Origin of the sequence: Maribacter confluentis, from assembly GCF_030505015.1 — a bacterium.
Taxonomy (GTDB): Bacteria; Bacteroidota; Bacteroidia; order Flavobacteriales; family Flavobacteriaceae; genus Maribacter; species Maribacter sedimenticola.
The window spans coordinates 821,185-843,503 of the sequence record NZ_JAUKUC010000001.1; the positions used below are offsets into that span (position 1 = coordinate 821,185).

Genomic DNA, 22,319 nt, shown 5'->3' on the forward strand with positions numbered 1-22,319 from the left:
CGTAATAACCACCAACCACTAGTGAACAAAGAACTGGAACACAAATTTGTGACGGAGCTGCAAGACAATCAAAATATTGTCCATAAGGTGTGTACACTATATACCAATGACCGCGATTCTCACAACGATCTGTTCCAGGAAATTACCATTCAACTGTGGAAAGCCTATCCCAAATTTAGGGGAGATGCAAAGTTTAGTACATGGATGTATAGGGTTGCCTTGAATACGGCAATAACCCTCTATCGTAAAAACAAAAAGAGAATTGATACGGCGGATTACGAATCCGTAATTTTTAAGATAAAGGCAGATGAATATGACGAAACAGAGGAACTTCAGTTAAAATTGATGTATAAGGCCGTAAAACAATTGGGCGATGTCGATAAAGCGCTAGTGTTCCTATACCTGGAAGATAAAAATTATACGGAAATATCAGATACATTGGGTATTTCAGAAGTAAATGCGCGTGTTAAAATGAACCGTATCAAAAACAAATTAAGAACCATTTTGAATCCATAATATATGACGGATGAATTGGAATTATTGAAGAAAGATTGGCAAAACAAGGAGTTTAACGTTCCTAAGCTAAGCTATGAAGATATTCATAAGATGATTTGGAAAAAATCCTCATCTATCGTAAAATGGATATTGATCATTAGTATTTTGGAATTTTCCGTGCCCCATCTTCTTTACTTATTCCCTTCCATGAGAGAGGGCATGGAGGTTTATGAAAAAATTGGTGTTTCCCAATATCTATTTGGACTATCTGTATTTATTTATACCGTTGCCCTATATTTTATCTTTCAATTCTATAAACGATTTAAGGAAATTTCCGTTCTGGACAATTCTAAAAACCTGATGAGGAAGATTATAAAGACCAGAAAAACGGTGAAACATTATGTTATCTTTTCCTTGTCCATGATCATGGTCACGATCATAATCATGATTATAGGTGTTTACCTCAACGATAATATTGCACTGGCATTCCCTGAATTCAAAGAAGGATTGGCCAATGTATCTCAAGAAAAGCTCAAAATTACCATTATGCTAGCCATTGGTATTTTTGGAGTAGTACTCACATTATTTATGGGAGGGGTTTATTTCCTTCTATATGGCCTACTCCTAAGAAAGCTAAAAAAGAACTATACGGAACTAAGACAATTGGAAATTTAAGGTGTTTTCCACTTTCGCTGCTTGTTCTCTTCTTCATATGCCAAAAGGTCCGCTTTTGAGATTACCTTTAAGAAGGACGGATGTTGTTCTATGGCATATTCCAATTTTTCTATAATGGACTCTGAAGTTTCATTGTCATAATCTATCTGTAAAGGTTCTTTGATGACCATGGATTGCAGTATACCTTTTTTCTTGATACGCAGCCCTTTCTTATCAAACGAACGTCTAAAACCATCAATTACAACAGGAACCACTACCGGTTTATATTTTTTGATGATATGAGCGGTGCCCTTTCGTAGCGGTTTCCAAGGTGTTGTCGTACCTTGGGGAAAAGTAATGACCCAACCATCGTTCAAGGCCTTGCCTATATTAGAGATATCGCTCATTTTAACCTGGCGCTTTACATCCTTGCCCTCTGACCGCCATGTTCTCTCCACACTGACGGAACCCGCATAGGCCATGATCTTTGTCAACAGACTTTTTCTCATTGTCTCCGCGGCCGCAACATAGTACATATTCAGTTTTGGTTGCCATATGTAGCCTAAATTCTTAATGGAATCTTCCCTACCGCTTAAACTTGCATTGAACACATGAAACATTGCCACAACATCCGCAAAATAAGTTTGATGGTTACTTACGAATAGCACATTCCTATCCGGTAAATTCCTAATAATTTCAGAACCTTCAATCTCCAGCGTATTAAAACGTTTATACCGCTGATGTGAAAGCACCGCCAAAATACGGATAAGCCATTTCTTTAAAAATAAATTATGCCCAAAAGGGTTTGTTTTAAATAATCCCATAGATGCTAAAATAAATAATTAAGCTTACATCACTTGCTTTAATAACTCTTTAATCTCGCTCAACATCATTGCTGTTGCCCCCCAAACAATATAACCATTTAATTTAAAGGCAGGTACTTCAATATTGGAGGCATAAGACGTGGTCAACTTTTTTGTTACGATTTTTTTTTCATCCATAAAATCGAGCAAGGGAACCTCTAAAATTGTCTCTACTTCCTTATCCTGCTTACGAAAAGGTTTTGGTTCTTTGTAAAGTCCCATATAGGGTTGTACCATAAAATTGCTGGGCGGTATAAAAATAGTGGACAACTCTTTCACCACCGTTACATCTTTTGGCTCTACCCCTACTTCCTCATGTGTTTCGCGCAATGCGGTATTTAAAAGCCCATTATCAATTCTTTCTACCTTTCCGCCTGGGAAGCCAACTTGATTGGAGTGTACGCCTTTGTATGTTTTACGCAGAATAAGCAAAAGGTTCGTTTTTTTTTCTTCGGATGGATAAAACAAAGCCATTACCGCTGCTTTCCTAGGATTTTTTTGTGTCAGGTTTATTTGTTTTAAGTCCGCTACACGACCTTGTGGAGCCATTTTATATTGCGAAGCCTCACCTGGTAGCGGTAAATCTTTTATTTTTGAGACCTGATGTTCAAATAAATTAAAATCCATGACCCTAGCTAAATCCTATTTATATATTATTGTGGCCGCCCTGTTAACAATAAGTTGCAAAGATACCGCTAAGAAACCTGAAAGTCCAATTATTAACACGGAGACACGCATAGATTCCACAAAAATTAAAAGCGACTCCCTTGCCAAACAAGAGGAAGAAAGTTTTGAACTTACAGAGGACAACGCCATTGATTTTTTCTATGAATACCAGCAAGATTTAAAGGCCAATAAAGTAAAGATTACCACCAGTTTGGGCAGTTTTACGGTTGAACTTTACGAAAATGTGCCCTACCACCGTGCCAATTTTATTTATTTGACCCGCAAAGGTTATTTTGACTATACCCAATTTCATAGAGTGGTCAAAAACTTTATAATTCAAGGAGGAAATTCTGATGACCGCAAAACAGGTAAGAAACGTAATGAAATTGGAAGATATTTACTACCACCGGACACCCGTAAGGGACATAAACACCATAGGGGCACCATATCTATGCCCAGCAGTGAAATGGACAATCCGCATATGCTAGCTTCCCCTTATGAGTTCTTTATCGTTGTTACCGATCCAGGCTCTTACCACCTAGATAATGAATACACTCCTTTCGGCAGGGTCATTGAAGGTATGGATGTAGTAGATAAAATAAACAATCAACCTGTTGGTGAGGGTGACTGGCCCATGCAGAACATTTACATTACCAAAGCGGAGGTCATTGAATAAGAGATATAGAAAAATCTACGATAACTTACATACTCTACGTTAAATGTGGAATGACGAGCCTATACATGGTCTTTCATGTTTTACATAAAAATGTAAAGCATCTTACCAATTATATTTCCCGATAAATATTGGGCAATGAAATTTTGAATTTAACGGCCAGTATACGCATGACAATAATGGTCAATATAGCCAATGAATGGGCTATGGTATTACTTATAACTGGAAATTGTATAAGTAAAAAATATACCAATCCACCTAGAATACATACGGTAGCATAAATTTCTTTTCTAAATATAACTGGTATTTCATTGCAAAGGATATCACGGATCACACCACCAAAACATGCTGTTATAGTACCTAACGCTATACACATTACCGGTGATAGATCTGCCGCAATCCCTTTTTCTACACCGGCCATGGTATACAGACCTATACCAATGGTATCAAACAAAAAAAGAGATTTTCTGACGTATTTTAGCTGCTTTACAAATAGTATGGCCAAAATAACGGTAAGCACAATGACCAAAATATGTATAGGCGCATTTAACCACCCTACGGGTCTAATACCAATTAACAGATCCCTTAAAGTTCCACCCCCAACTGCAGTTACGAAAGCGATAATCAACACTCCAAAAACATCGAGTTTTTTTTCCATGGCCACCAATACCCCAGAAATTGCGAACGCAATGGTTCCTAATATATCTATAATATAATAGAACATAAGCTATAGTTGTTGGGTAAAGTAATTATAGTCTTTTAAAACGGTTTCTAAATATGGTTTATCATATAATTCTGAATTGGTCAATAAAATACTATCCACTTTATCCCTCAACATTTTTAATGTCTTATAATCATTACTCTTTTTGGCTATACGAAACGTTTCCTTGATCAGCCGTACATCTTTGTCCGTCAGCATGGTAACATTTGTAAATACGGGCACATAAGTATCTTCTACCTCTTCCAAAATGGTATGCGATACTTTTGTCTTTTGTTTTGTACTAATGACCACCGTTCCTGCAGCGGCATCTCCCAAACGCTGTTTCCTGTCAGAAAATAAAATGGTCAATATACCTATTGCACCCAAGAACAACCAAATATCTACCAATCTTAACATCCATCGTGTAAGATAATTGCTCCAATGTACAGGTGAGCCATCTATTTTCACCACCCGCATTTTCATCAACATTTTACCAACAGTTCTTCCATTAAATATGATATGCATTAACAAACTATAGAACATGGCAGGCAGAAAAATAAGTGCTACCAATCCACGTTGTGTCCATCGGTCATCATACACATATCCTATGGCATCTCCTATCAGATTTACCAACATGGAATACAAATAAAGAATAAAAGCATCTATTAAAAATGCTAAAATTCGTTCACCAATACTGACTATGGTATAATTAAGATTAACATTTTGCGTTGTATTGATTTGGAGGTTATTCATTAAGTCTTAAATTTAACAAGGTAAATACTATATATGCGCGAAGCTGCTTTTGTAAGGCAAAATAAAGAAAAATGGATTGCTTTTGAAAAGGCTATCGCCCTTGGCCGCAATACAAACCCCGATGAGCTAGCCAATGGTTACATTCAATTAACCAATGATTTGGCATACGCGCAAACCTATTACGCAGAAAGTAAGACTTTATTGTATTTGAACGAACTTGCTGCACAGGCCCATCAAAAAATATATAAAAACAAAAAAGAAAACCGCAATCGGATTGTTGATTTTTGGCGTACGGAATTTCCGTTGTTCTTCAGACAATATCATAAAACAATGGGTATTGCATTTTTGATTTTTATTGTGGCATCTGCAATTGGTGCACTTTCTGCCCTGAACGACCCTACGTTTGTCCGATTGATCTTGGGCGATGCATATGTTAACGAAACCTTGAACAACATTGCAAACGGGGACCCGGCAGCAATCTATAAGGGCGGAAGTGAAATTGGAAGTTTTCTTGGAATAACCATAAACAATATAAGGGTCGCATTCCTAGCCTTTAGTTTTGGAGTTATTACCAGTATAGGTACCGCATATATACTTTTTAGCAATGGGGTAATGTTAGGGGCCTTTATTACCTTCTTTTACACAAAAGGTGTTTTTTTTGAAGCCAATAAACAAATTTGGCTACATGGTACTATTGAAATCTCGGTAATTATTATTGCCGGATGTGCTGGTTTAATTATGGGCAACAGTATTCTTTTTCCAAAAACATACTCAAGACGTATTTCTTTTATGAAAGGTGCCAAAGACGGATTAAAGGTTGTTGTGAGCACCATTCCTTTCTTTATCCTTGCAGGCTTCATAGAAGGTTTTATAACTAGATATACCAATATGCCTAATTGGTTGGCAATATTAATTATAGCGGCCTCGTTGTTTTTAATTGTATTCTATTATTTGGCATACCCTATTATTCTTAACAAAAAATATGAAAGACAACTACATACCACTGCGGGTAAACCGTGATTTTGGAGAAATTATTTCCGTTTATTTTGATTTTTTTAAACAGAACATTAAAAATTTCACCAATGTATTTATAAGCTATAACGGTCTATTTATGATCGGCCTTTTGATCGCAAGTTATCTATTGGTATCTGGAGTTATAGGATTAATTGCTTTTGAGACCAATAATAATTCTTTCTCGGACTCTATGGGTTTTGAAGATAACTATTACATCTACCTTGTTATTGGCAGTGGACTTTTTTTCATCATCTTTATTTTGGTGGCCATTCTTAACTATTCGTTATCCACAAGCTACATGATCAAATATGAGGAAAAGAAGAACAATACGTTCAACAAAAAGGAAGTTTGGGCATTTGCAAAAAGCCAGTTGGGAAATATTGTCCTATTTATTTTACTACTTATCCCTATTTACCTGGCATTTATGATAGTAGCCATTATGATGGCCATAATACCCATTCTTGGCATGTTTGCCCAATATATTGTTCAATTCTTTGTTGCCGCTTGGATCGGGGTTTCTTTTTTTGATATGCTGAACAAACAAAAAGGGGCAATAGATGCTTTTGGTGAAGGGTGGCGATTAGTGACCAAAAACTTTTGGAAATCCGTAGGGGTAAATTTTATCTTGGGCTTATTACTTGGCCTTTTGCTAATGCTTACCCTAATGATACCGGGTATAATTTTAGGCATTTACACCTTTCATGTTGTAGAAAATGATGTTGATTTTGCCAACTCAATTGTAACTACCGTAGTATACACTATAGGTACCTGTTGCATCTTGATAACGGCAGTTTACGGGCAATGCCTTTCTCAATTTGTAAATGGTATCCTATATTATGCATTACATGAAAAAACGTACAACGAACATACCAGGGCCACTATTGAACAAATAGGACTAAACGATTAATTTGAAGTATAGATTATTGCTAATATTATGGGTACTGCATTCCTATTGCGCTTTTGGGCAATTAGGTAATACAGCGGACATTCCTATAGATTCCACTTCCACTATTACACCAAAGGAGTGGACAGAGGATTTGTCCCAAAAATATATAGGAGAAGAATTCAATTACCAAATCAAAACCGGAGAATCCCAAAATTTACTTGCGCGCTTTATTACGTGGATAGGTCAAGGATTGCAACGTGTATTCGGCATAGAAATATCACCTCAGGTGCTTCAGGTTGTTGAACACATCATCTATTTACTAATGGCACTATTGGCCATTTATTTATTGGTCAAAGTTCTTACCAACGAAAGCTTCAATTCCATTTTTACCAGAAAGGCCAAAAATTTGGGTACGGTAAATCTTACTGAAGAACATATAGAAACTATAGACTTGCACAAACTGCTTCAAGATGCATTGCAAGTCCAAAATTATAGACTAGCAATTAGATATCAATTTCTTTTAACGTTACAAAATCTTTCGAAAAAAGAAATTATTAGCTGGCATTTTGAAAAAACAAATTCCGATTACTTATCCGAAATCAAGGAAAAAAACCTTAAGCAAGGATTTAAAAAGGTTAGTTACCTATATGATCATATATGGTATGGAGAGCAAGAGATTGACATTGACAGGTACGACCAGTATACATTGGAATTCAATTCTATAAACCATTTAATAACAGTATAGATTTGGGTAAACGTTCAAAAATAATACTAGGTCTTTTAATAGCGGTACTAATAGGTATCATAGCTACAGAGATCGTACGTCCCAAACCAATTAACTGGAGGCCTTCATTCACTTCTAGTTCTAAAATACCTTTTGGGTGCTACGTACTTTATCAGGAATTGCCCACACTTTTTCCAGATAGTAAAATAGAAACGGTAGAGGAAAGTATTTATAATGTTTTGACCACCCGTGATTCCAGTAAGATTTCCACTTATATAGCAATTAACAATATGCTTTCTTTTGACAATCAAGAGAGCAAGCAATTATTGAATTATGTAGCTAAGGGAAACCAAGTCTTTATTGCTGCCAACAATCTTTATGGGATTTTGGCAGATACCTTGAACATTGAGATGGAAAGATATTATGATTTCAAGGAAGATACGGCCAGTGTTAGTTTGACCAATACACGTTTTAAAACTGCACAGTTTAGGTTTGAACGAGGTGCGGACCCTGTTTATTTCACTAGTGTGGACACTTTAAATACTGAGATACTTGGCCATATCAGTTTTACCGAAAAATCATTTCTACCAACGGAAATGGATACCTTAAAAAGTAAACCTAACTTCATTAAAACAGCTTTTGGTAACGGCCATTTTTATATCAACACGTTGCCGGCCGGGTTCAGCAACTATTATTTATTGAACCGCTCCAGCAATTATAGTGCACAAAGCCTGTCTTATTTGACCAATGATTATCTGTATTGGGACGATTATAAAAAATCCGGGAGAAAAATAATAACTTCTCCCATGCGGTTTGTTTTGAACCAACCCGCATTAAAATGGGCTTATTATCTTACAATCTGTGCGTTGCTGTTATTTGTGATTTTTAAGGCAAAAAGAGAGCAGCGTATCATACCTATTGTTTCTCCCTTGGAAAATTCCTCGGTAGAATTTGCAAGGACCGTTGGGACGCTTTATCATCAAAACAAGGATTACACCAATCTAAACCATCAAAAAATCAATTATTTTCTATCCTTTATTAGAAATAGATATTTTGTTAATACCGCTATATTGGATGAAGCATTTATTAGGACCTTGGCCAATAAATCCGGTAATAGTATCAACGACACCAAAACATTGGTCACCCTTATATTAAACTTAAAAAACAAACCTATACATACAGAACAGGATACGGTTACCTTATCTAAAAAAATTAATGCATTTAAAAAATCTTATGGAAGATAATTTACAAGAAAACACTCCACAGGAGTTTAATTCACGAATAGATTTATCCCAACTTCAAGAGGCCGTCGCCAAAGTAAAAACCGAATTGGGCAAAGTAATTATTGGACAACAAGAGATGATAGAATTATTGATCATTTCTATCCTTGCCAATGGGCATTCCTTAATTGAAGGTGTACCCGGTGTAGCCAAAACAGTTACCGCAAAACTTTTGGCAAAGACAATGAACGTAGAGTTTAGCCGTATACAGTTTACGCCAGATTTAATGCCCAGTGATATTTTAGGCACCTCTATATTCAATGTCAAGACTTCTGAGTTCGAATTTAAGAAAGGACCAATTTTTTCCAACATTATTCTTATTGACGAAATAAATCGTGCACCGGCAAAAACCCAGGCAGCCTTATTTGAAGCCATGGCCGAGCGCCAAATTACCATTGATGGACACGAATACCCTATGCAACCTCCATTTTTGGTTTTCGCAACGCAAAATCCTGTAGAACAAGAAGGCACATACAGATTACCGGAAGCTCAATTAGATCGCTTTTTATTTAAAATCAATGTACGGTACCCATCCCTGGAAGAAGAGGTGCGTATCTTAGAGACCAAACATCAACAAAAGAACAATGATGTTGAACTCATGGTCCAATCCGTATTGTCCGCCAAGCAAATTGCGGAATATCAAAACACCATCAAGGACATCATCGTTGAAGACAACCTTTTAAAATATATTGCGGCAATTGTCAATAATACAAGAACGAATGCCAATCTATATTTAGGAGCATCCCCAAGGGCCTCCATTGCCATATTAGATGCCTCCAAAGCTGTTGCCGCAATCAATGGCCGTGATTTTATCACCCCAGATGATATTAAAAAAGTAGTGTCCCCTATTCTATGCCACCGTGTAATCCTAACTCCTGAAAGGGAAATGGAAGGACTTACTGCTGAAAAAATGATTCAAGATTTAGTGCAGACCATTGAAATCCCAAGATAAAGGATTGTGAAGAAAATTTTTAAAAATATATACTTGCAACCACGTTTTTTTCTGCTTTTTGCGGGCATTGTTACCTGTTTTCTATTGGCTTATATTTTTGAAAATATCATGGTCGTTGCCAAATCATTGTTTTATGCGTTTATTGCTTTTTGCATTGTGGACATCCTCCTTTTGTTTTTTTCCAAAGGTAATGTAAAGGCCCAACGCATTCTGGCAGACAAACTATCCAATGGAGACGAAAACGGTATCGATATTATAATAAACAACTTTTATTTTTTTAAAATAGATATCACCATCATAGATGAGCTGCCTTTTCAATTTCAAAAGCGTGATTTTAAAATTATAAGTTCAATAAAAAGTGGCGGAAAACAAACATATTCCTATTCCTTAAGACCTGTGGAAAGAGGTGTCTATGCGTTTGGGAACTTGAACATTTTTACCAGTTCTCCCATTGGGATATTGACCCGTAAATACACTTATGACCAAGGGCAGGAAGTGCCGGTATATCCTTCTTTTCTACAGCTAAGAAAGTATGTCCTATTAGCTTTTAGCAATAAACTATTTGAGCATGGCCTTAAAAAAATTAGGAGAATTGGCCATACAATGGAATTTGAACAAATTAAAGATTATATACAAGGTGACGATATTAGAAATATCAACTGGAAAGCTACTGCCAAGAAAAATCAGTTAATGGTCAACCAGTTTCAAGATGAAAAGTCACAACCAGTCTATTCCATTATAGATAAAGGCCGTGTTATGAAAATGCCGTTTAATGCATTAAGTCTTTTGGATTATGCTATAAACGCTACACTGGTCATTAGCAATATTGCCCTTAAAAAAAATGACAAAGCTGGTATGTTTTCCTTTAGCAATAAGGTTGAGAACAGAGTGGTTGCAGAACGCAGAAGTGCCCAAATGAACTTGATTTTGGAAACACTTTACAACCTTACTACCAATTTTGTGGAAAGTGATTTTAGCAGTTTGTATATTGATATCAAAAGAAATATACCCCAAAGGAGCTTATTACTATTATATACTAATTTTGAAACCCTAGATGCCTTGCATAGGCAGCTTCCTTATTTACAAGCAATTGCAAAACAACATTTATTGGTTGTCATCTTTTTCAAGAATACAGAATTACTTTCGTTTGCCAGCCAAAAGGCTATAAGTAGCAAAGATATATTTGAGCAAACCATTGCTGAAAAATTTATATACGAAAAAGAGCTTGTGGTCAACGAACTGCGTAAATATGGTATTCAAACAATTTTGACCAAACCGGAAGAACTTACACTCAATACAATCAATAAATATTTAGAGATCAAGGCCAAAGGCCTCCTATAACCCTACCTTAATAAATAGGCGGCCTGTAGTACAGCCGTAATATCACGTGAACCCGTTTCAGGATTTAATGGTAAATTAAGATCCGGTATTTCACTATTTTCTACGACCAAGCAGCCGCAATATTTGCCCCCACCGGTCCTTCTTCTAGTATTGCTGGTCAGTACATCCAACGCCAAACCAGATACTATTCCGCCTAAAGTCGTAAACAGGACATCCCTTCCTTCAAATGAAGCTCCCCTGGGTTGATCGTACAAGGTTTCCTTTGCAATTGCCGCACCAAAACTACTGCCCACGGCACCCACCCAGGTCCAACCCCGTTTTCCATCAAAAATCTTATGAGCGGCATAGCCCCCAACACCTCCTATGACAATTCCCGCTCCAAAATGCTTGACCGCATCATCACTACCTTGGGCCTTTAATTGAAAAAACATAAGCAATAAAAGCGTACTTAACATAACGTGTTTCATTGTGGGAACTTTATTTTATTTGTCATTAAAATTTTAAAAATAGTCTGCAAATTTATACTATCAATAAACAATTTCAATAGGTATAACCCTACCTTTATTCATTAAAAAAATAGCCCTTAACAAAATGGACTAAGTAATTTGTTACTACCATATTCGACCAATATCATACATAAACAAAGCACATGAAAACTATATATCACGAAGCAAAAACTAGAGGCCATGCGGACCATGGATGGTTAAAATCTTATCATAGTTTTAGTTTTGCAAACTACCATAATCCGGAACGTATGCACTTTGGCGCCCTAAGGGTACTTAATGATGATGTAGTGGCTGCCGGCCGTGGATTTGGTACACATCCCCATCGTAACATGGAAATTATTTCAATACCATTGCAGGGAGACCTTAAACATATGGATGATATGGGTAATTCAACTGTAATTAAACAAGGTGACATACAAGTTATGAGTGCCGGAAGTGGCTTATCGCATAGCGAATTCAATAAAAACAACGACCAAGAGGTAAAGTTTCTGCAAATTTGGATATTCCCCAATCAGTCTGAAGTAACCCCACGCTACGATCAAATTTCTATTTCTGATAAAGAGGTCGCCAATGGTTTAACGCAAATAGTATCTCCCAATACCGACGACGACGGAGTGTGGATTCATCAAGATGCATGGTTTTATCTGGGCAGTTTTAATATGGAAAAATCAGGAAATTACAAACTTAAAAACAACCATAACGGCGTATATGTGTTTGTATTGGATGGCGAATTTGAAATTAATGGGCAGTTACTGCAAGCAAGGGACGGTTATGGCATTTGGGAAACGGATACATTTTCTTACCACGTAAAGTCCAATGCTAAAGTTTTATTCATGGAAGTTCCTATGCAATTATAATCTTATTTAAGGTTTAAATAGTTAGCATATCCTTAAAAGAAATTAGAGATTAAATATGCATTTTTTTCATTATTAAAAATGCATTTTACTGTGTATTTGCATACAACTTTCATATATTTAAAAGTGTAAAGCATACAGGTAAAAAGTTAAACAAAATATATGCTTAAAAATGTGAATTTATTTGTTCCGTTGAGGATTATTTAAAAAATCCTTAACTATAAGCAAATCATATTTTTTAATTCAATTTGAAATAATAGCTTATACTTTTTGTGATAAAAAACGTAAATCATAACGCCCCGGACCAAAATATCAATGAAAATAGTTTATTAGACCATATAGGTTTGATCACCCTACTTTCTGCGCTATTTACTTTTTTCATGTTCCTATACACTATGTTCAATAACACAAGGCTTTTACAAATAATAGCCTTCGTAATTTTTCTAGGTTTTGCTCTAGGTTTTATTATGAACATTCTAAAATTGGAAAAGGCCACACGGCTGTACATGTCGCTATTTCCTCCCACCATGTTTATGATCATCATTGTCTTGATCGGAGGTTTTTTTGGTCAAGCCTTGGCCTTTGCCACCATGGCATTTTTAGCGTTCATTGCCTATCGTAATAAACCTAAAATTAGACTCGCCATTATTATCTATGATATTATGGCATTTATAGTTCCAACGCTTTACATAACTTTTTATGGCCCCATTTTAGGTGTCATAAATTTACCTTATGATGAAATTTTAGTTTACATAGCATGTCTAACCTGGCTTTCGCAGACCTTTAGAGTGTATGATGAAACAAAGACCCGAAAATATACCAATGAGCTGGAAAAAAATAATACTATGCTAAAGGCCAACGAAAAGGCATTACAAAAAGCACAGAGCAATCTTGAAAAGCAAAATCAAAAGCTTTACGACCTTAACCAGGATTTAAATAAAAAAAATAAACAAATTGAGGAATTCACTTTTATCGTGACCCATGATCTTAAAAGTCCGTTAAACAACATTAATATTATTTCTCATCATCTCCTGGACCAACCGGACACTACTACCTTTAAAGAATTCAAAGAACATTTTCAACATTTAGAAGGCAGTTCCACAAGAATGACTAGCTTGGTACTTGGTCTTTTAGAGTATGCCGAAACAGGCAATAGCGATAAAATGAAAGTTATAAATTGCCAAGAAATTGTGCAACAGATTATTACGGACCACTCCCAATTGATTAAGAACAATAGGGCAACCGTGCTAATTAACGACTTACCCAACATTGTTGGCCGTGAAAGGGATATACGCATGCTCTTTCAAAACCTATTACATAATGCCCTAAAATTCTCTTCAGTAAGAAATGCTCCAAAAATTGTAATCTCCTCAGATGAAAAAGACAATTTTTACCAGTTTAAAATGAGCGATAACGGTATTGGTATCTCCAAAGACCAACAACAGAATATATTTAAGGCATTTAATAAATTGCATCATCAATCTGAATTTGAAGGCTCTGGAATTGGTCTATATGGTTGCAAACGAGTAGTAGAAATCCATGAGGGCGATATTTGGGTAGAATCCATAAAAGACCAAGGAAGTACTTTTTACTTTACTATTAGCAAAAATTTGCAAGTTCAGGAATATTCACAACCCGTACACTAAATCCTGAACATGAAAAAATGCCTTATCTTACTTTTTTCAATAACGATTAAAACCGTTGGTCTAGCCCAGGAGAAACCCATTCGTTTAGGAGTCGCAGGTCTCACCCATGGCCACGTAGGTTGGATTTTGGGCCGTGAAAACCAAACGGATATGGTTATGGTAGGAATTGTAGAACCCAATAAGTTACTTGCCAAGAAATTATCCAAGGAATTTGGGTTTCCTATGACAATGGTTTTTGATTCTATGGAGGAAATGATCGCAAAAACTAAACCGGAGGCCGTTGCTGCATTTGGAAATATTAAAGATCATTTAAAAGTAGTGCAGGAGTGTGCTCCTAAAGGGATACACATAATGGTAGAAAAACCTTTGGCCACAACATTTGATGATGCCGTTAAAATTGCCAATTTAGCAAAAATATATAAAGTTCATGTCCTTACCAATTATGAAACATCATGGTATGAAACCAATGTCAAAGCATTAGATGAACTAAAGAACGGTACCATTGGTGAGCTAAGAAAGGTAATAATTAGAGATGGTCATAAAGGACCAAAAAAAATTGGGGTTTCACAAGAGTTTTTGGAATGGCTTACGGACCCGGTTTTAAATGGTGGCGGAGCTATAACGGATTTTGGGTGTTATGGGGCAAACCTAATGACTTGGATCATGAATGGGAAAAAACCGCTGTCTGTCACCGCTGTTACACAACAACTACAAGCAGATAACAATCCAAATGTAGATGATGACGCAACCATAATTTTAACCTACCCCAACCAAATGGCTATATTGGAGCCTTCTTGGAATTGGCCTATTGGCAGAAAGGATATGGAACTTTACGGCACCAAAGGAGCCATTTATGCAGATAACCCTACACAGTTAAGGATAAGAATATCAAAGGGCTACAGTCAATTTACAGAAGAGATTTTTTTACTGCCCCAACGTAAAAAACCGTTCAACGACCCTTTTTCGGTATTCACGGCAGTGATAAAAGATGAGTTGCAATTACCACCTTTTAATGTATATTCATTAGAAAATAACATGGTTGTAATGCAAATTCTTCAAGCGGCCATTGAGAGTGCCAAATCAGGTAAGACCATATACTTAACAAAATAACACATGAACGCTACTTATAAGAAAATTTTTGGAGGTGATCGATTAAAGGCCAAAAGGGTTGAACTTATTTTACTGGACAGCAATATTATTCCAATTTGTAAGGATGAGGGAGAATCTGCAAGATTAGCCGGTTTTAGCTCATCGTTACCACAGTTTATAGAAATTTATGTTCATGAAGACGAGGAAGTAAAAGCGCTATCACTAATATCCAATTTAGAGTGGGACAATTAAAATAGTATAAAACTTGCTGTAATGGGCAAAATGTTAACTAAAAAAGTCTCCTATACGGAGACTTTTTATTAGGTTAATTATCTATCATCCCTTGCTTAGCGGAGTTATTTCCAAGGTCTTGAACTCAACTGGGCCATGATCACCTTGTATCATGATCGGACCTGCCTCTTCCTCCTTATTGTCCAATGCGCCCCCCGTCATCCCATCAATATTCTGATTGGATATAATGGTCTTACCATTAGCAATGATAGTGACCCTTCTACCAATTAAGGTAATTTCATAGCTTTGCCACTCCCCTGCTTTTTTTGCCATGTTCATATTGGGCGATATAAGGCCGTAAATACCCCCAAAATAAATAGAGGAGGCCTCCAAACCAATATTATCAGCAATTTGCACTTCATAACGCCCCCTTAAATATAAACCACTATTGCTACCTTCTGGATATCTAAATTCTGCCTTTAATTTAAAATCCTTAAACTTTTGTTCAGAGATTAAATTAACCCCGGATTGTGCGCTGGTTAAAATTCCATTGACCACCTTCCATTGATTACCTTCTATCTCTTTCCATCCATTTAAATTCTTACCATTAAAAAGCTTAACTGCTTTGCCTTCCTGGACATTATCATAAAAAGGTAAATTTGGTGCTTTAACAGCGCTCCATTCATACTTTTTTCCATCTACATACACCATAGTACCTTTTAAGGTATCGTCATCCAATTTTCCTTCAAATACCATATTAGATGCCCCTGGCTCCCACTGAGGTGGAATTTCAAAAGAAAATATTCCCCCATATTTCTTAATTTCCGCAATGGGTCTTGCGCTACCAAAAGCATAGGTAAACCTACCTATTAACCTACTGTTGCCAGAATGTCTAATTTCAAGCCAAGATGGCAATTCCTCACCTTCTTGATTAATGGTCAAATTCCATTTTCCTTCCAAGGGATGCCCTTCTTGTGCCTTTGTATCCGTAGCATTTAACATTACAATCATGAGAAGAAGCAAGGTTGTTTTAATCATATTCATTATTTTGAGTTTTTTTGAGTAGTTTCAAATATAATTCAACTTTTAAACACTATTTCCAAACAGCGCACTAAATAATGATAAATTAGAAAAATATACATCATTGTATTATGATGTTATTAATTTAACCTAACGCAAATTTCATTATTGAATATCTGCATAATTTGTTACATTTAAAGCTCATTTCAACGAAACATCATAATGACATTTTTCAAAAAATTCCTTTTAGGAATACTTCCCCTATTTTTAATTGCCCTATCATCTTGTGAACCTAAAAAACCAAAAGAAATTCCTTTGGTCATTCAAAAAGACAGCACGGCATTGTTAGAGGCCGTTGAATTGGCAAGGAAAAGTATTTCAGCAACAGTTGTAGATGGCTTAAACCTTAGTTTATGGGCTTCCGATTCCTTGGCACCGGACCCTATTGCGATGGACATTGACAATGAAGGAAAAGTATATTTAACAAGATCGAATAGAAATAAAAACTCTGAATTTGATATCCGTGGGCATAGGGACTGGATGACAGAATCCATTTCATTTGAAACCGTGGAGGACAGAAGAGCTTTTCTTCATAGAAAATTTGCACCTGAACTCAGTAAGGAAAACCAGTGGTTCCCAGATTTGAACAATGACAGTATCCATGACTGGAGAGATCTTGCTGTAGAAAAAGATGAAGTTTGGATGCTAGAAGATACGGACAATGATGGCATTGCGGACATCTCTACTCAAATCCTAAATGATTTTAATGATGAAATTAATGACCAAGCAGGTGCGTTATTGGTTAGGGACGAAGATATATTTGTAGGTATTGGTCCGGGAATGTACCGCCTTACAGATACCAACGGCGATAAAATACTGGATGAAAAAACCAGTATTGCAGAAGGTTTTGCAGTTCATATAGGATTTGGTGGACACGGTATGTCCGGTGCCATTGAAGGTCCTGATGGAAAAATTTACTGGGGCATTGGCGATATAGGTGCTAATATTACCACTGTTGATGGCGATAACCATAAATACCCGAATGAAGGTGTCATAGTAAGAAGTAATCCTGATGGTACTGATTTTGAAGTATTTGCACACGGATTGCGCAATACCCATGAATTTGTTTTTGATGCCTATGGCAATATAATCTCTTCTGACAACGACGGTGACCATAAAGGCGAAAGCGAGCGTCTGGTCCATATTGTTGAGGGATCGGATGCCGGTTGGAGGGCAAATTGGCAATATGGTAAATATACAGACCCCAAGAATAATGGTTATAATGTATGGATGGATGAAAAATTGTTTACGCCGCGTTGGGAAGGACAGGCCGCATACATAATACCACCCATACAGAATTTTCACAATGGCCCAACCGGTATGAGGTATAATCCCGGTACGGCTTTGGGCAAAAAATGGTTAAATAGATTCTTTCTGGTGGAATTTGTGGGAGACCCTACACGTTCCCATATATGGTCCTTTGACCTAAAACCAAAAGGTGCATCGTTTGAACTTAACACGGATGAGTCTATCCTAAACGGAATATTACCTACAGGTATTGACTTTGGTCCAGACGGGGCCTTGTATCTTGCAGATTGGATTAATGGCTGGGGAAGTAAGGATTTTGGACGCGTATGGAAACTTGATGTTACGGAAGATAGCAATGACCTGGAACAGGAACGCTTAGAGACCCAACGCTTAATGACCCATAATTACAAGGACGATGATACCGATAATTTGGTGCAATTATTGGCGTATCCGGATATGAGAATTCGTCAAAAAGCACAATTTGAGTTGGCCAGGAGAACATTTTGGGGCTACCGCGCATTAAAAAAGGTTATTACGGAAAACGATAATCAGTTTGCACGAATACATGCTATTTGGGGCATTGGCCAAATTGCAGCAAATGATAAGGATGATGCAAAACCGTTACTAGCATTACTGAACGACGGAGACCCGGAAATCATAGCCCAGACCGCTAAGGTTCTAGGTGATATTCGTTATGAAAATGCAGCGGATAGTTTAATAAACCTTACAAAGCATGAAAACGATAGGGTTAAATTCTATGCGGCCCAAGCTTTGGGACGCTTAAAGTATGAGAATGCCATAGAACCGTTAATGGAAATGATTGTCCAAAACAACGATAAGGATATTTACTTACGCCATGCGGCCGTTCTGGCATTATCAAGAATTGGCAAGGCAGAACCACTTTTAGCTCTTGCGAATAACGAAAACAGAAGCTTACGTATTGCCGCAGTTCTGGTTCTGAGAAAATTACAGGACCCAAATATAGCGGTTTTCCTATCTGATAAAGATGAGTACATTGTTACAGAAACAGCCAGGGCCATCAATGACGACCTCTCTATTGAAGAGGCGCTACCAGCATTGGCAGGAATTCTAGAAAACAAAAAATATACATCTGAACCATTGGTAAGAAGGGCCATTAATGCCGCATTACGAGTTGGTGGTGAAAAGGAGCTGGAACTCTTGGTCAATTTTGCAAAGAGAAAAGATGTATCCAATATTTTACGTGGAGAGGCCTTATCAGCCCTTGGCACATGGAACAAGCCTTCCGTTTTGGACCGTGTTGATGGAAGATACCGGGGTGAAATTGTTAGGGAAGGCAATCAGTTGCAACAAAAAATAGAAAAGGATATTCCTTTTTTCCTTAATGACAGTAATCCTGAAATCTTGATAGGTATTTCCAAAACCATTAGTGAACTAGGCATACAATCCTACAACACTGACTTGTATAGGATTTTCAGGTATAACCGGTCTCCAGAAGTTAGGGCTACGGTACTTAACACGTTAGGTAATCTTGGGTATGTAAATATGGAGAACATTATGGAAACGGGAATGCAGGATGCCAATGAACAAGTTAGAACGGCAGCGGTTGGTCTATTGGCAAAATTAAACCTACCAAAGGAAAAATTGCCTGCTATAGTAGGTCCTATTTTTAGAAAAGGTTCCGTTTCTGAACAACAGCGTATGCTAGATGTATTGGGAGATCTTCCTGTAGAAAACAGCAACGCTATTTTGGCAAGCCTTATCGACAAGGCTAGTAAAGACCAATTAAAACAAGGGATTATGCTAGATTTAATGGAATCTGTCAAAGCCACTGAAAATCCTAAGTTGATTGCTCAATTAGACAAACTTAAACAAGCAGGCTATTCGGCAGATTCTTTTCAAGAAACCTTGCACGGAGGTAATTGGTGGGCCGGCAGAAATGTATTTAACGGTAACCCTACCGCTCAATGTGTACGTTGCCATGCCGTTAACGGTTCAGGTGGTGAAGTTGGACCCGCATTGGACAATATAGCCAATGTATTGACAAGGGAACAACTTTTGGAAGCCTTAATAGAACCCAGTGCACGCCTTGCCCCAGGGTATGGTTCGGTGACATTGACCTTAACGGATGGCCAAAAAGTACAAGGTGTTTTAATAGAGGAACACAAACATGATCTTTTACTAAAAACTTCTGAAGCCGAGCCTTTGGAAATACCATTACAGCGTATCAAAAAAAGAGAAAACTCCATGTCCGCAATGCCAGCTATGGGGCGCATGATCTCTAGACGGGAACTGCGTGATCTTATGGAGTATCTGGGAAGTTTAAAAAATGAGAAAGCAGCGGAAATAGCAGAAGGAGTCTAGGTTACAAATCGGATATTGCTTTTTTTCTTGCATGAAATTCGTTTATGATCTCTTCAATAATTTGGGCAGCTGGTTTTATGTCATGTATCAATGCAGATACCTGACCTATTTCCAGCTCTCCATCATCTAAATCACCCAAAAACATTCCTTTTTTTGCCCTACCCCTACCAAGAAGGTTTTTTAGTTCAACTACAGAAGCTCCTTTGGCATATGCACTTTGGACTTCATGATAAAATTTATTCTTTATCAATCTAACCGGAGCCAATTCCTTTAAGGTCAAATGGGTATCGCCTTCCTTAGCATTTACGACTGCTTCCTTAAAATTTATATGGTTGGATGCTTCACTGCTTGCTACAAACCTACTTCCTATCTGTACGCCATCTGCACCTAGCACCATGGCGGCCAACATTGCACTGCCCGTTGCAATTCCGCCTGCGGCAATTAAAGGCACTGAAATTTTTTCTCGTAAAGCAGGTATTAAAACCATTGTGGTCGTTTCATCACGACCATTATGCCCCCCAGCTTCAAAGCCTTCCGCAACGATTGCGTCTACACCGGCATCTTGTGCTTTAAGTGCAAATTTTAGACTACTGACCACATGTACCACCTTAATGCCCCTTTCCTGTAAAAAACCGGTCCATGTTTTTGGATTTCCTGCAGATGTAAACATGATTTTTACATCTTCCTCCACAACAATATCCATTAGCTGGCCAATATCCGGATACAGCATGGGTATATTAACACCAAACGGCTTATCCGTTGCACTTTTACACTTTTGAATATGTTCCCGTAGAACTTCCGAATACATACTGCCCGCACCTATGACTCCTAAACCACCATGAGTAGATACCGCACTGGCCAATCTCCAACCACTGGTCCATACCATACCACCTTGCACTATAGGATACTTTATTTTGAAAAGTTGGGTTATTTTATTTTGTTTCATAACAATATATGGATGCACGCAAAGGAACAGTATATCCTAAGATTATTAAGAGATCACTCCAGAACCAATAAGGTCATCTTCTAGATACCAAGCTACAAATTGACCTTCAGTAATTGCGGATTGCTGCTCTTTAAAATCTACATACATACCGCCATTTACTTTATAAAGCCTTGCATCCTGTAATTCCTGACGATAGCGAATTCGTGCTTTTACAGGTAGACTTTCATCAATCTGTAATGCCAAATCTGGCCGTACCCAATGAATTTCCGCATCTTTAACAAATAAGGCCCTCCTATACAATCCAGGATGCGATTTTCCCTGACCCGTATAAATAATATTGTCCTTAACATCGGTATCTATTACAAATAAAGGTTCCTTGGTGCCACCAACCTGCAATCCTTTACGCTGCCCCTTGGTGAAATAATGCGCACCTTGGTGTTCCCCTACAATCTTACCATCCGTAATTTTATACACATGCTTTTCAGCATAAAATTTCAACTCTGATTGAACATCGGTAAAAACGGGTACATCCTGTGCATAATTATCCCATTGAGCAGAAACTTCAACTATTTTGCCTTTTCTAGGTTTCAATTGTTGCTGTAAAAATTCCGGTAGTCTTACTTTTCCAATAAAACATAGACCTTGGGAATCTTTTTTATCTGCAGTGATCAAGTCCATTTTCGCCGCAATTTCGCGTACTTCTGGTTTCGTTAATTCACCAATGGGGAATAAGGTCCTGGACAATTGCTCTTGAGACAATTGACACAAAAAATAAGACTGATCTTTATTTCCATCCTTGCCTGCCAATAATTGATAGGTCTTGCTTCCATCTGCGTTTAACAAAGTTCCTTTTCTGCAATAGTGACCGGTTGCCACGTAATCAGCTCCTAATTGTAGGGCTATCTTTAAAAAAACATCGAACTTTATTTCCCTATTACATAATACATCAGGATTTGGGGTCCTGCCCATCTCGTATTCCCTGAACATATAATCTACTATACGCTCCTTATACTCAGTGCTCAAATCAACGGTCTGAAAAGGAATTCCCAATTTTTCCGCAACGATCAACGCATCGTTACTATCATCTAACCACGGACATTCCTCTGATATTGTTACAGAGTCATCGTGCCAATTCTTCATGAACAGGCCAATAACATCATACCCTTGCTCCTTTAAAAGGTATGCCGCTACACTGGAATCCACTCCGCCAGAAAGTCCTATAACTACTTTTTTCATCTCATCTTCTTGGTCGTAACAAAATTACAAAATTTCATTTCAACACATTTTTTTTTCAACCGTATGAATTTGTCGCTATATGAACGGTTCAGGATTACAATTGCTTTCCTTTTGTCAATTACAAAACATTTTTCATTAA

Annotated in this window: 22 protein-coding genes; 14 read left to right on the top strand and 8 right to left on the bottom strand. The window is 37.3% G+C overall.

Features of this window, described 5'->3' with window-relative positions; all coding sequences use genetic code 11:
* The first annotated feature begins 21 nt into the window (after positions 1 to 21).
* Positions 22 to 516, top strand: a complete 495-nt coding sequence (locus Q2T41_RS03640; protein ID WP_089262898.1) for an RNA polymerase sigma factor — start codon at positions 22 to 24, stop codon at positions 514 to 516.
* A 3-nt stretch (positions 517 to 519) separates the two neighbouring features.
* Positions 520 to 1,170 carry a DUF8845 family protein gene (locus Q2T41_RS03645; RefSeq protein WP_089262896.1) on the top strand — a complete coding sequence of 217 codons (651 nt, stop codon included), beginning with the start codon at positions 520 to 522 and terminating at the stop codon, positions 1,168 to 1,170.
* Here Q2T41_RS03645 and Q2T41_RS03650 read toward each other — a convergent pair.
* Complete coding sequence (locus Q2T41_RS03650; protein ID WP_089262894.1) at positions 1,167 to 1,973, bottom strand: lysophospholipid acyltransferase family protein; 807 nt, start codon at positions 1,971 to 1,973, stop codon at positions 1,167 to 1,169. The genes Q2T41_RS03645 and Q2T41_RS03650 overlap by 4 nt on opposite strands.
* A gap of 24 nt (positions 1,974 to 1,997) precedes the next feature.
* On the bottom strand, positions 1,998 to 2,639 hold the full coding sequence (locus Q2T41_RS03655; protein ID WP_304434990.1) for an NUDIX hydrolase: 642 nt from the start codon (positions 2,637 to 2,639) through the stop codon (positions 1,998 to 2,000).
* Between Q2T41_RS03655 and Q2T41_RS03660 the strand changes: the two genes are divergently transcribed.
* Positions 2,638 to 3,354, top strand: a complete 717-nt coding sequence (locus Q2T41_RS03660) for a peptidylprolyl isomerase (protein ID WP_144801404.1) — start codon at positions 2,638 to 2,640, stop codon at positions 3,352 to 3,354. The genes Q2T41_RS03655 and Q2T41_RS03660 overlap by 2 nt on opposite strands.
* A 109-nt stretch (positions 3,355 to 3,463) precedes the next feature.
* Here the strand turns inward: Q2T41_RS03660 and Q2T41_RS03665 are convergent, their stop codons facing one another.
* Together Q2T41_RS03665 and Q2T41_RS03670 are read right to left on the bottom strand one after the other, a co-directional pair.
* Positions 3,464 to 4,075 carry a trimeric intracellular cation channel family protein gene (locus Q2T41_RS03665; RefSeq protein WP_089262888.1) on the bottom strand — a complete coding sequence of 204 codons (612 nt, stop codon included), beginning with the start codon at positions 4,073 to 4,075 and terminating at the stop codon, positions 3,464 to 3,466.
* Between the two features lie 3 nt (positions 4,076 to 4,078).
* The gene (locus Q2T41_RS03670) at positions 4,079 to 4,804 is read right to left on the bottom strand and encodes an RDD family protein (protein ID WP_304434991.1); all 726 of its coding nucleotides are present in this window, start codon (positions 4,802 to 4,804) and stop codon (positions 4,079 to 4,081) included.
* Positions 4,805 to 4,837: 33 nt separating this feature from the next.
* On the opposite strand from Q2T41_RS03670, the gene Q2T41_RS03675 reads away from it, so the two are divergent.
* From Q2T41_RS03675 to Q2T41_RS03700, 6 genes are read left to right on the top strand one after another with little or no spacing between them, the layout of a single operon-like run.
* A complete protein-coding gene (locus Q2T41_RS03675) occupies positions 4,838 to 5,824 on the top strand; it encodes a stage II sporulation protein M (protein WP_304434992.1) in 987 nt (328 codons plus the stop codon).
* Complete coding sequence (locus tag Q2T41_RS03680) at positions 5,787 to 6,725, top strand: hypothetical protein (protein ID WP_089262882.1); 939 nt, start codon at positions 5,787 to 5,789, stop codon at positions 6,723 to 6,725. Before Q2T41_RS03675 ends, Q2T41_RS03680 begins: the two co-directional genes overlap by 38 nt.
* A 1-nt stretch (position 6,726) precedes the next feature.
* The gene (locus Q2T41_RS03685; RefSeq protein ID WP_304434993.1) at positions 6,727 to 7,449 is read left to right on the top strand and encodes a hypothetical protein; all 723 of its coding nucleotides are present in this window, start codon (positions 6,727 to 6,729) and stop codon (positions 7,447 to 7,449) included.
* 2 nt (positions 7,450 to 7,451) lie between these two features.
* Positions 7,452 to 8,672: a DUF4350 domain-containing protein gene (locus Q2T41_RS03690; protein ID WP_304434994.1), complete on the top strand. Its 1,221-nt coding sequence runs from the start codon at positions 7,452 to 7,454 to the stop codon at positions 8,670 to 8,672.
* The gene (locus tag Q2T41_RS03695; RefSeq protein WP_304434995.1) at positions 8,662 to 9,660 is read left to right on the top strand and encodes an AAA family ATPase; all 999 of its coding nucleotides are present in this window, start codon (positions 8,662 to 8,664) and stop codon (positions 9,658 to 9,660) included. The genes Q2T41_RS03690 and Q2T41_RS03695 overlap by 11 nt, the downstream gene beginning before the upstream one ends.
* 33 nt (positions 9,661 to 9,693) lie before the next feature.
* Positions 9,694 to 11,001, top strand: coding sequence for a DUF58 domain-containing protein (locus Q2T41_RS03700; protein WP_304434996.1), 1,308 nt, complete (start codon positions 9,694 to 9,696; stop codon positions 10,999 to 11,001).
* Between the two features lie 2 nt (positions 11,002 to 11,003).
* On the opposite strand, the gene Q2T41_RS03705 is transcribed toward Q2T41_RS03700, so the two are convergent.
* Complete coding sequence (locus tag Q2T41_RS03705; protein WP_304434997.1) at positions 11,004 to 11,468, bottom strand: hypothetical protein; 465 nt, start codon at positions 11,466 to 11,468, stop codon at positions 11,004 to 11,006.
* 182 nt (positions 11,469 to 11,650) lie between these two features.
* Here Q2T41_RS03705 and Q2T41_RS03710 point away from each other — a divergent pair, with 182 nt between their 5' ends.
* From Q2T41_RS03710 to Q2T41_RS03725, 4 genes are all read left to right on the top strand, one after another.
* Positions 11,651 to 12,364, top strand: coding sequence for a pirin family protein (locus Q2T41_RS03710; RefSeq protein WP_304434998.1), 714 nt, complete (start codon positions 11,651 to 11,653; stop codon positions 12,362 to 12,364).
* A 269-nt stretch (positions 12,365 to 12,633) separates the two neighbouring features.
* A complete protein-coding gene (locus Q2T41_RS03715; protein ID WP_304434999.1) occupies positions 12,634 to 14,007 on the top strand; it encodes a sensor histidine kinase in 1,374 nt (457 codons plus the stop codon).
* Between the two features lie 9 nt (positions 14,008 to 14,016).
* The gene (locus Q2T41_RS03720) at positions 14,017 to 15,117 is read left to right on the top strand and encodes a Gfo/Idh/MocA family protein (RefSeq protein ID WP_304435000.1); all 1,101 of its coding nucleotides are present in this window, start codon (positions 14,017 to 14,019) and stop codon (positions 15,115 to 15,117) included.
* A 3-nt stretch (positions 15,118 to 15,120) separates the two neighbouring features.
* Positions 15,121 to 15,348 carry a putative signal transducing protein gene (locus Q2T41_RS03725; RefSeq protein WP_304435001.1) on the top strand — a complete coding sequence of 76 codons (228 nt, stop codon included), beginning with the start codon at positions 15,121 to 15,123 and terminating at the stop codon, positions 15,346 to 15,348.
* Between the two features lie 84 nt (positions 15,349 to 15,432).
* Here the strand turns inward: Q2T41_RS03725 and Q2T41_RS03730 are convergent, their stop codons facing one another.
* Positions 15,433 to 16,365, bottom strand: coding sequence for a 3-keto-disaccharide hydrolase (locus Q2T41_RS03730; protein ID WP_304435002.1), 933 nt, complete (start codon positions 16,363 to 16,365; stop codon positions 15,433 to 15,435).
* A gap of 204 nt (positions 16,366 to 16,569) precedes the next feature.
* Here Q2T41_RS03730 and Q2T41_RS03735 point away from each other — a divergent pair, with 204 nt between their 5' ends.
* A complete protein-coding gene (locus Q2T41_RS03735) occupies positions 16,570 to 19,998 on the top strand; it encodes a HEAT repeat domain-containing protein (RefSeq protein WP_304435003.1) in 3,429 nt (1,142 codons plus the stop codon).
* A 1-nt stretch (position 19,999) separates the two neighbouring features.
* Here the strand turns inward: Q2T41_RS03735 and Q2T41_RS03740 are convergent, their stop codons facing one another.
* Both Q2T41_RS03740 and mnmA read right to left on the bottom strand, forming a co-directional pair.
* Positions 20,000 to 20,944 (bottom strand): NAD(P)H-dependent flavin oxidoreductase, encoded by a 945-nt coding sequence (locus tag Q2T41_RS03740; RefSeq protein ID WP_304435004.1) that lies wholly within the window; start codon positions 20,942 to 20,944, stop codon positions 20,000 to 20,002.
* A gap of 45 nt (positions 20,945 to 20,989) precedes the next feature.
* A complete protein-coding gene (gene mnmA / locus Q2T41_RS03745) occupies positions 20,990 to 22,180 on the bottom strand; it encodes a tRNA 2-thiouridine(34) synthase MnmA (RefSeq protein WP_304435005.1) in 1,191 nt (396 codons plus the stop codon).
* Positions 22,181 to 22,319: the final 139 nt, after the last annotated feature.

Bases quoted from the DNA above. Each gene is read 5' to 3' on its own strand.
- Q2T41_RS03645 (WP_089262896.1), top strand. From the start codon at position 520: ATGACGGATGAATTGGAATTATTGAAGAAAGATTGGCAAAACAAGGAG.
- Q2T41_RS03650 (WP_089262894.1), bottom strand. From the start codon at position 1,973: ATGGGATTATTTAAAACAAACCCTTTTGGGCATAATTTATTTTTAAAG.
- Q2T41_RS03660 (WP_144801404.1), top strand. From the start codon at position 2,638: ATGACCCTAGCTAAATCCTATTTATATATTATTGTGGCCGCCCTGTTA.
- Q2T41_RS03655 (WP_304434990.1), bottom strand. From the start codon at position 2,639: ATGGATTTTAATTTATTTGAACATCAGGTCTCAAAAATAAAAGATTTA.
- Q2T41_RS03665 (WP_089262888.1), bottom strand. From the start codon at position 4,075: ATGTTCTATTATATTATAGATATATTAGGAACCATTGCGTTCGCAATT.
- Q2T41_RS03670 (WP_304434991.1), bottom strand. From the start codon at position 4,804: ATGAATAACCTCCAAATCAATACAACGCAAAATGTTAATCTTAATTAT.
- Q2T41_RS03675 (WP_304434992.1), top strand. From the start codon at position 4,838: ATGCGCGAAGCTGCTTTTGTAAGGCAAAATAAAGAAAAATGGATTGCT.
- Q2T41_RS03680 (WP_089262882.1), top strand. From the start codon at position 5,787: ATGAAAGACAACTACATACCACTGCGGGTAAACCGTGATTTTGGAGAA.
- Q2T41_RS03695 (WP_304434995.1), top strand. From the start codon at position 8,662: ATGGAAGATAATTTACAAGAAAACACTCCACAGGAGTTTAATTCACGA.
- Q2T41_RS03705 (WP_304434997.1), bottom strand. From the start codon at position 11,468: ATGAAACACGTTATGTTAAGTACGCTTTTATTGCTTATGTTTTTTCAA.
- Q2T41_RS03710 (WP_304434998.1), top strand. From the start codon at position 11,651: ATGAAAACTATATATCACGAAGCAAAAACTAGAGGCCATGCGGACCAT.
- Q2T41_RS03720 (WP_304435000.1), top strand. From the start codon at position 14,017: ATGAAAAAATGCCTTATCTTACTTTTTTCAATAACGATTAAAACCGTT.
- Q2T41_RS03725 (WP_304435001.1), top strand. From the start codon at position 15,121: ATGAACGCTACTTATAAGAAAATTTTTGGAGGTGATCGATTAAAGGCC.
- Q2T41_RS03730 (WP_304435002.1), bottom strand. From the start codon at position 16,365: ATGATTAAAACAACCTTGCTTCTTCTCATGATTGTAATGTTAAATGCT.
- Q2T41_RS03735 (WP_304435003.1), top strand. From the start codon at position 16,570: ATGACATTTTTCAAAAAATTCCTTTTAGGAATACTTCCCCTATTTTTA.
- Q2T41_RS03740 (WP_304435004.1), bottom strand. From the start codon at position 20,944: ATGAAACAAAATAAAATAACCCAACTTTTCAAAATAAAGTATCCTATA.
- mnmA (WP_304435005.1), bottom strand. From the start codon at position 22,180: ATGAAAAAAGTAGTTATAGGACTTTCTGGCGGAGTGGATTCCAGTGTA.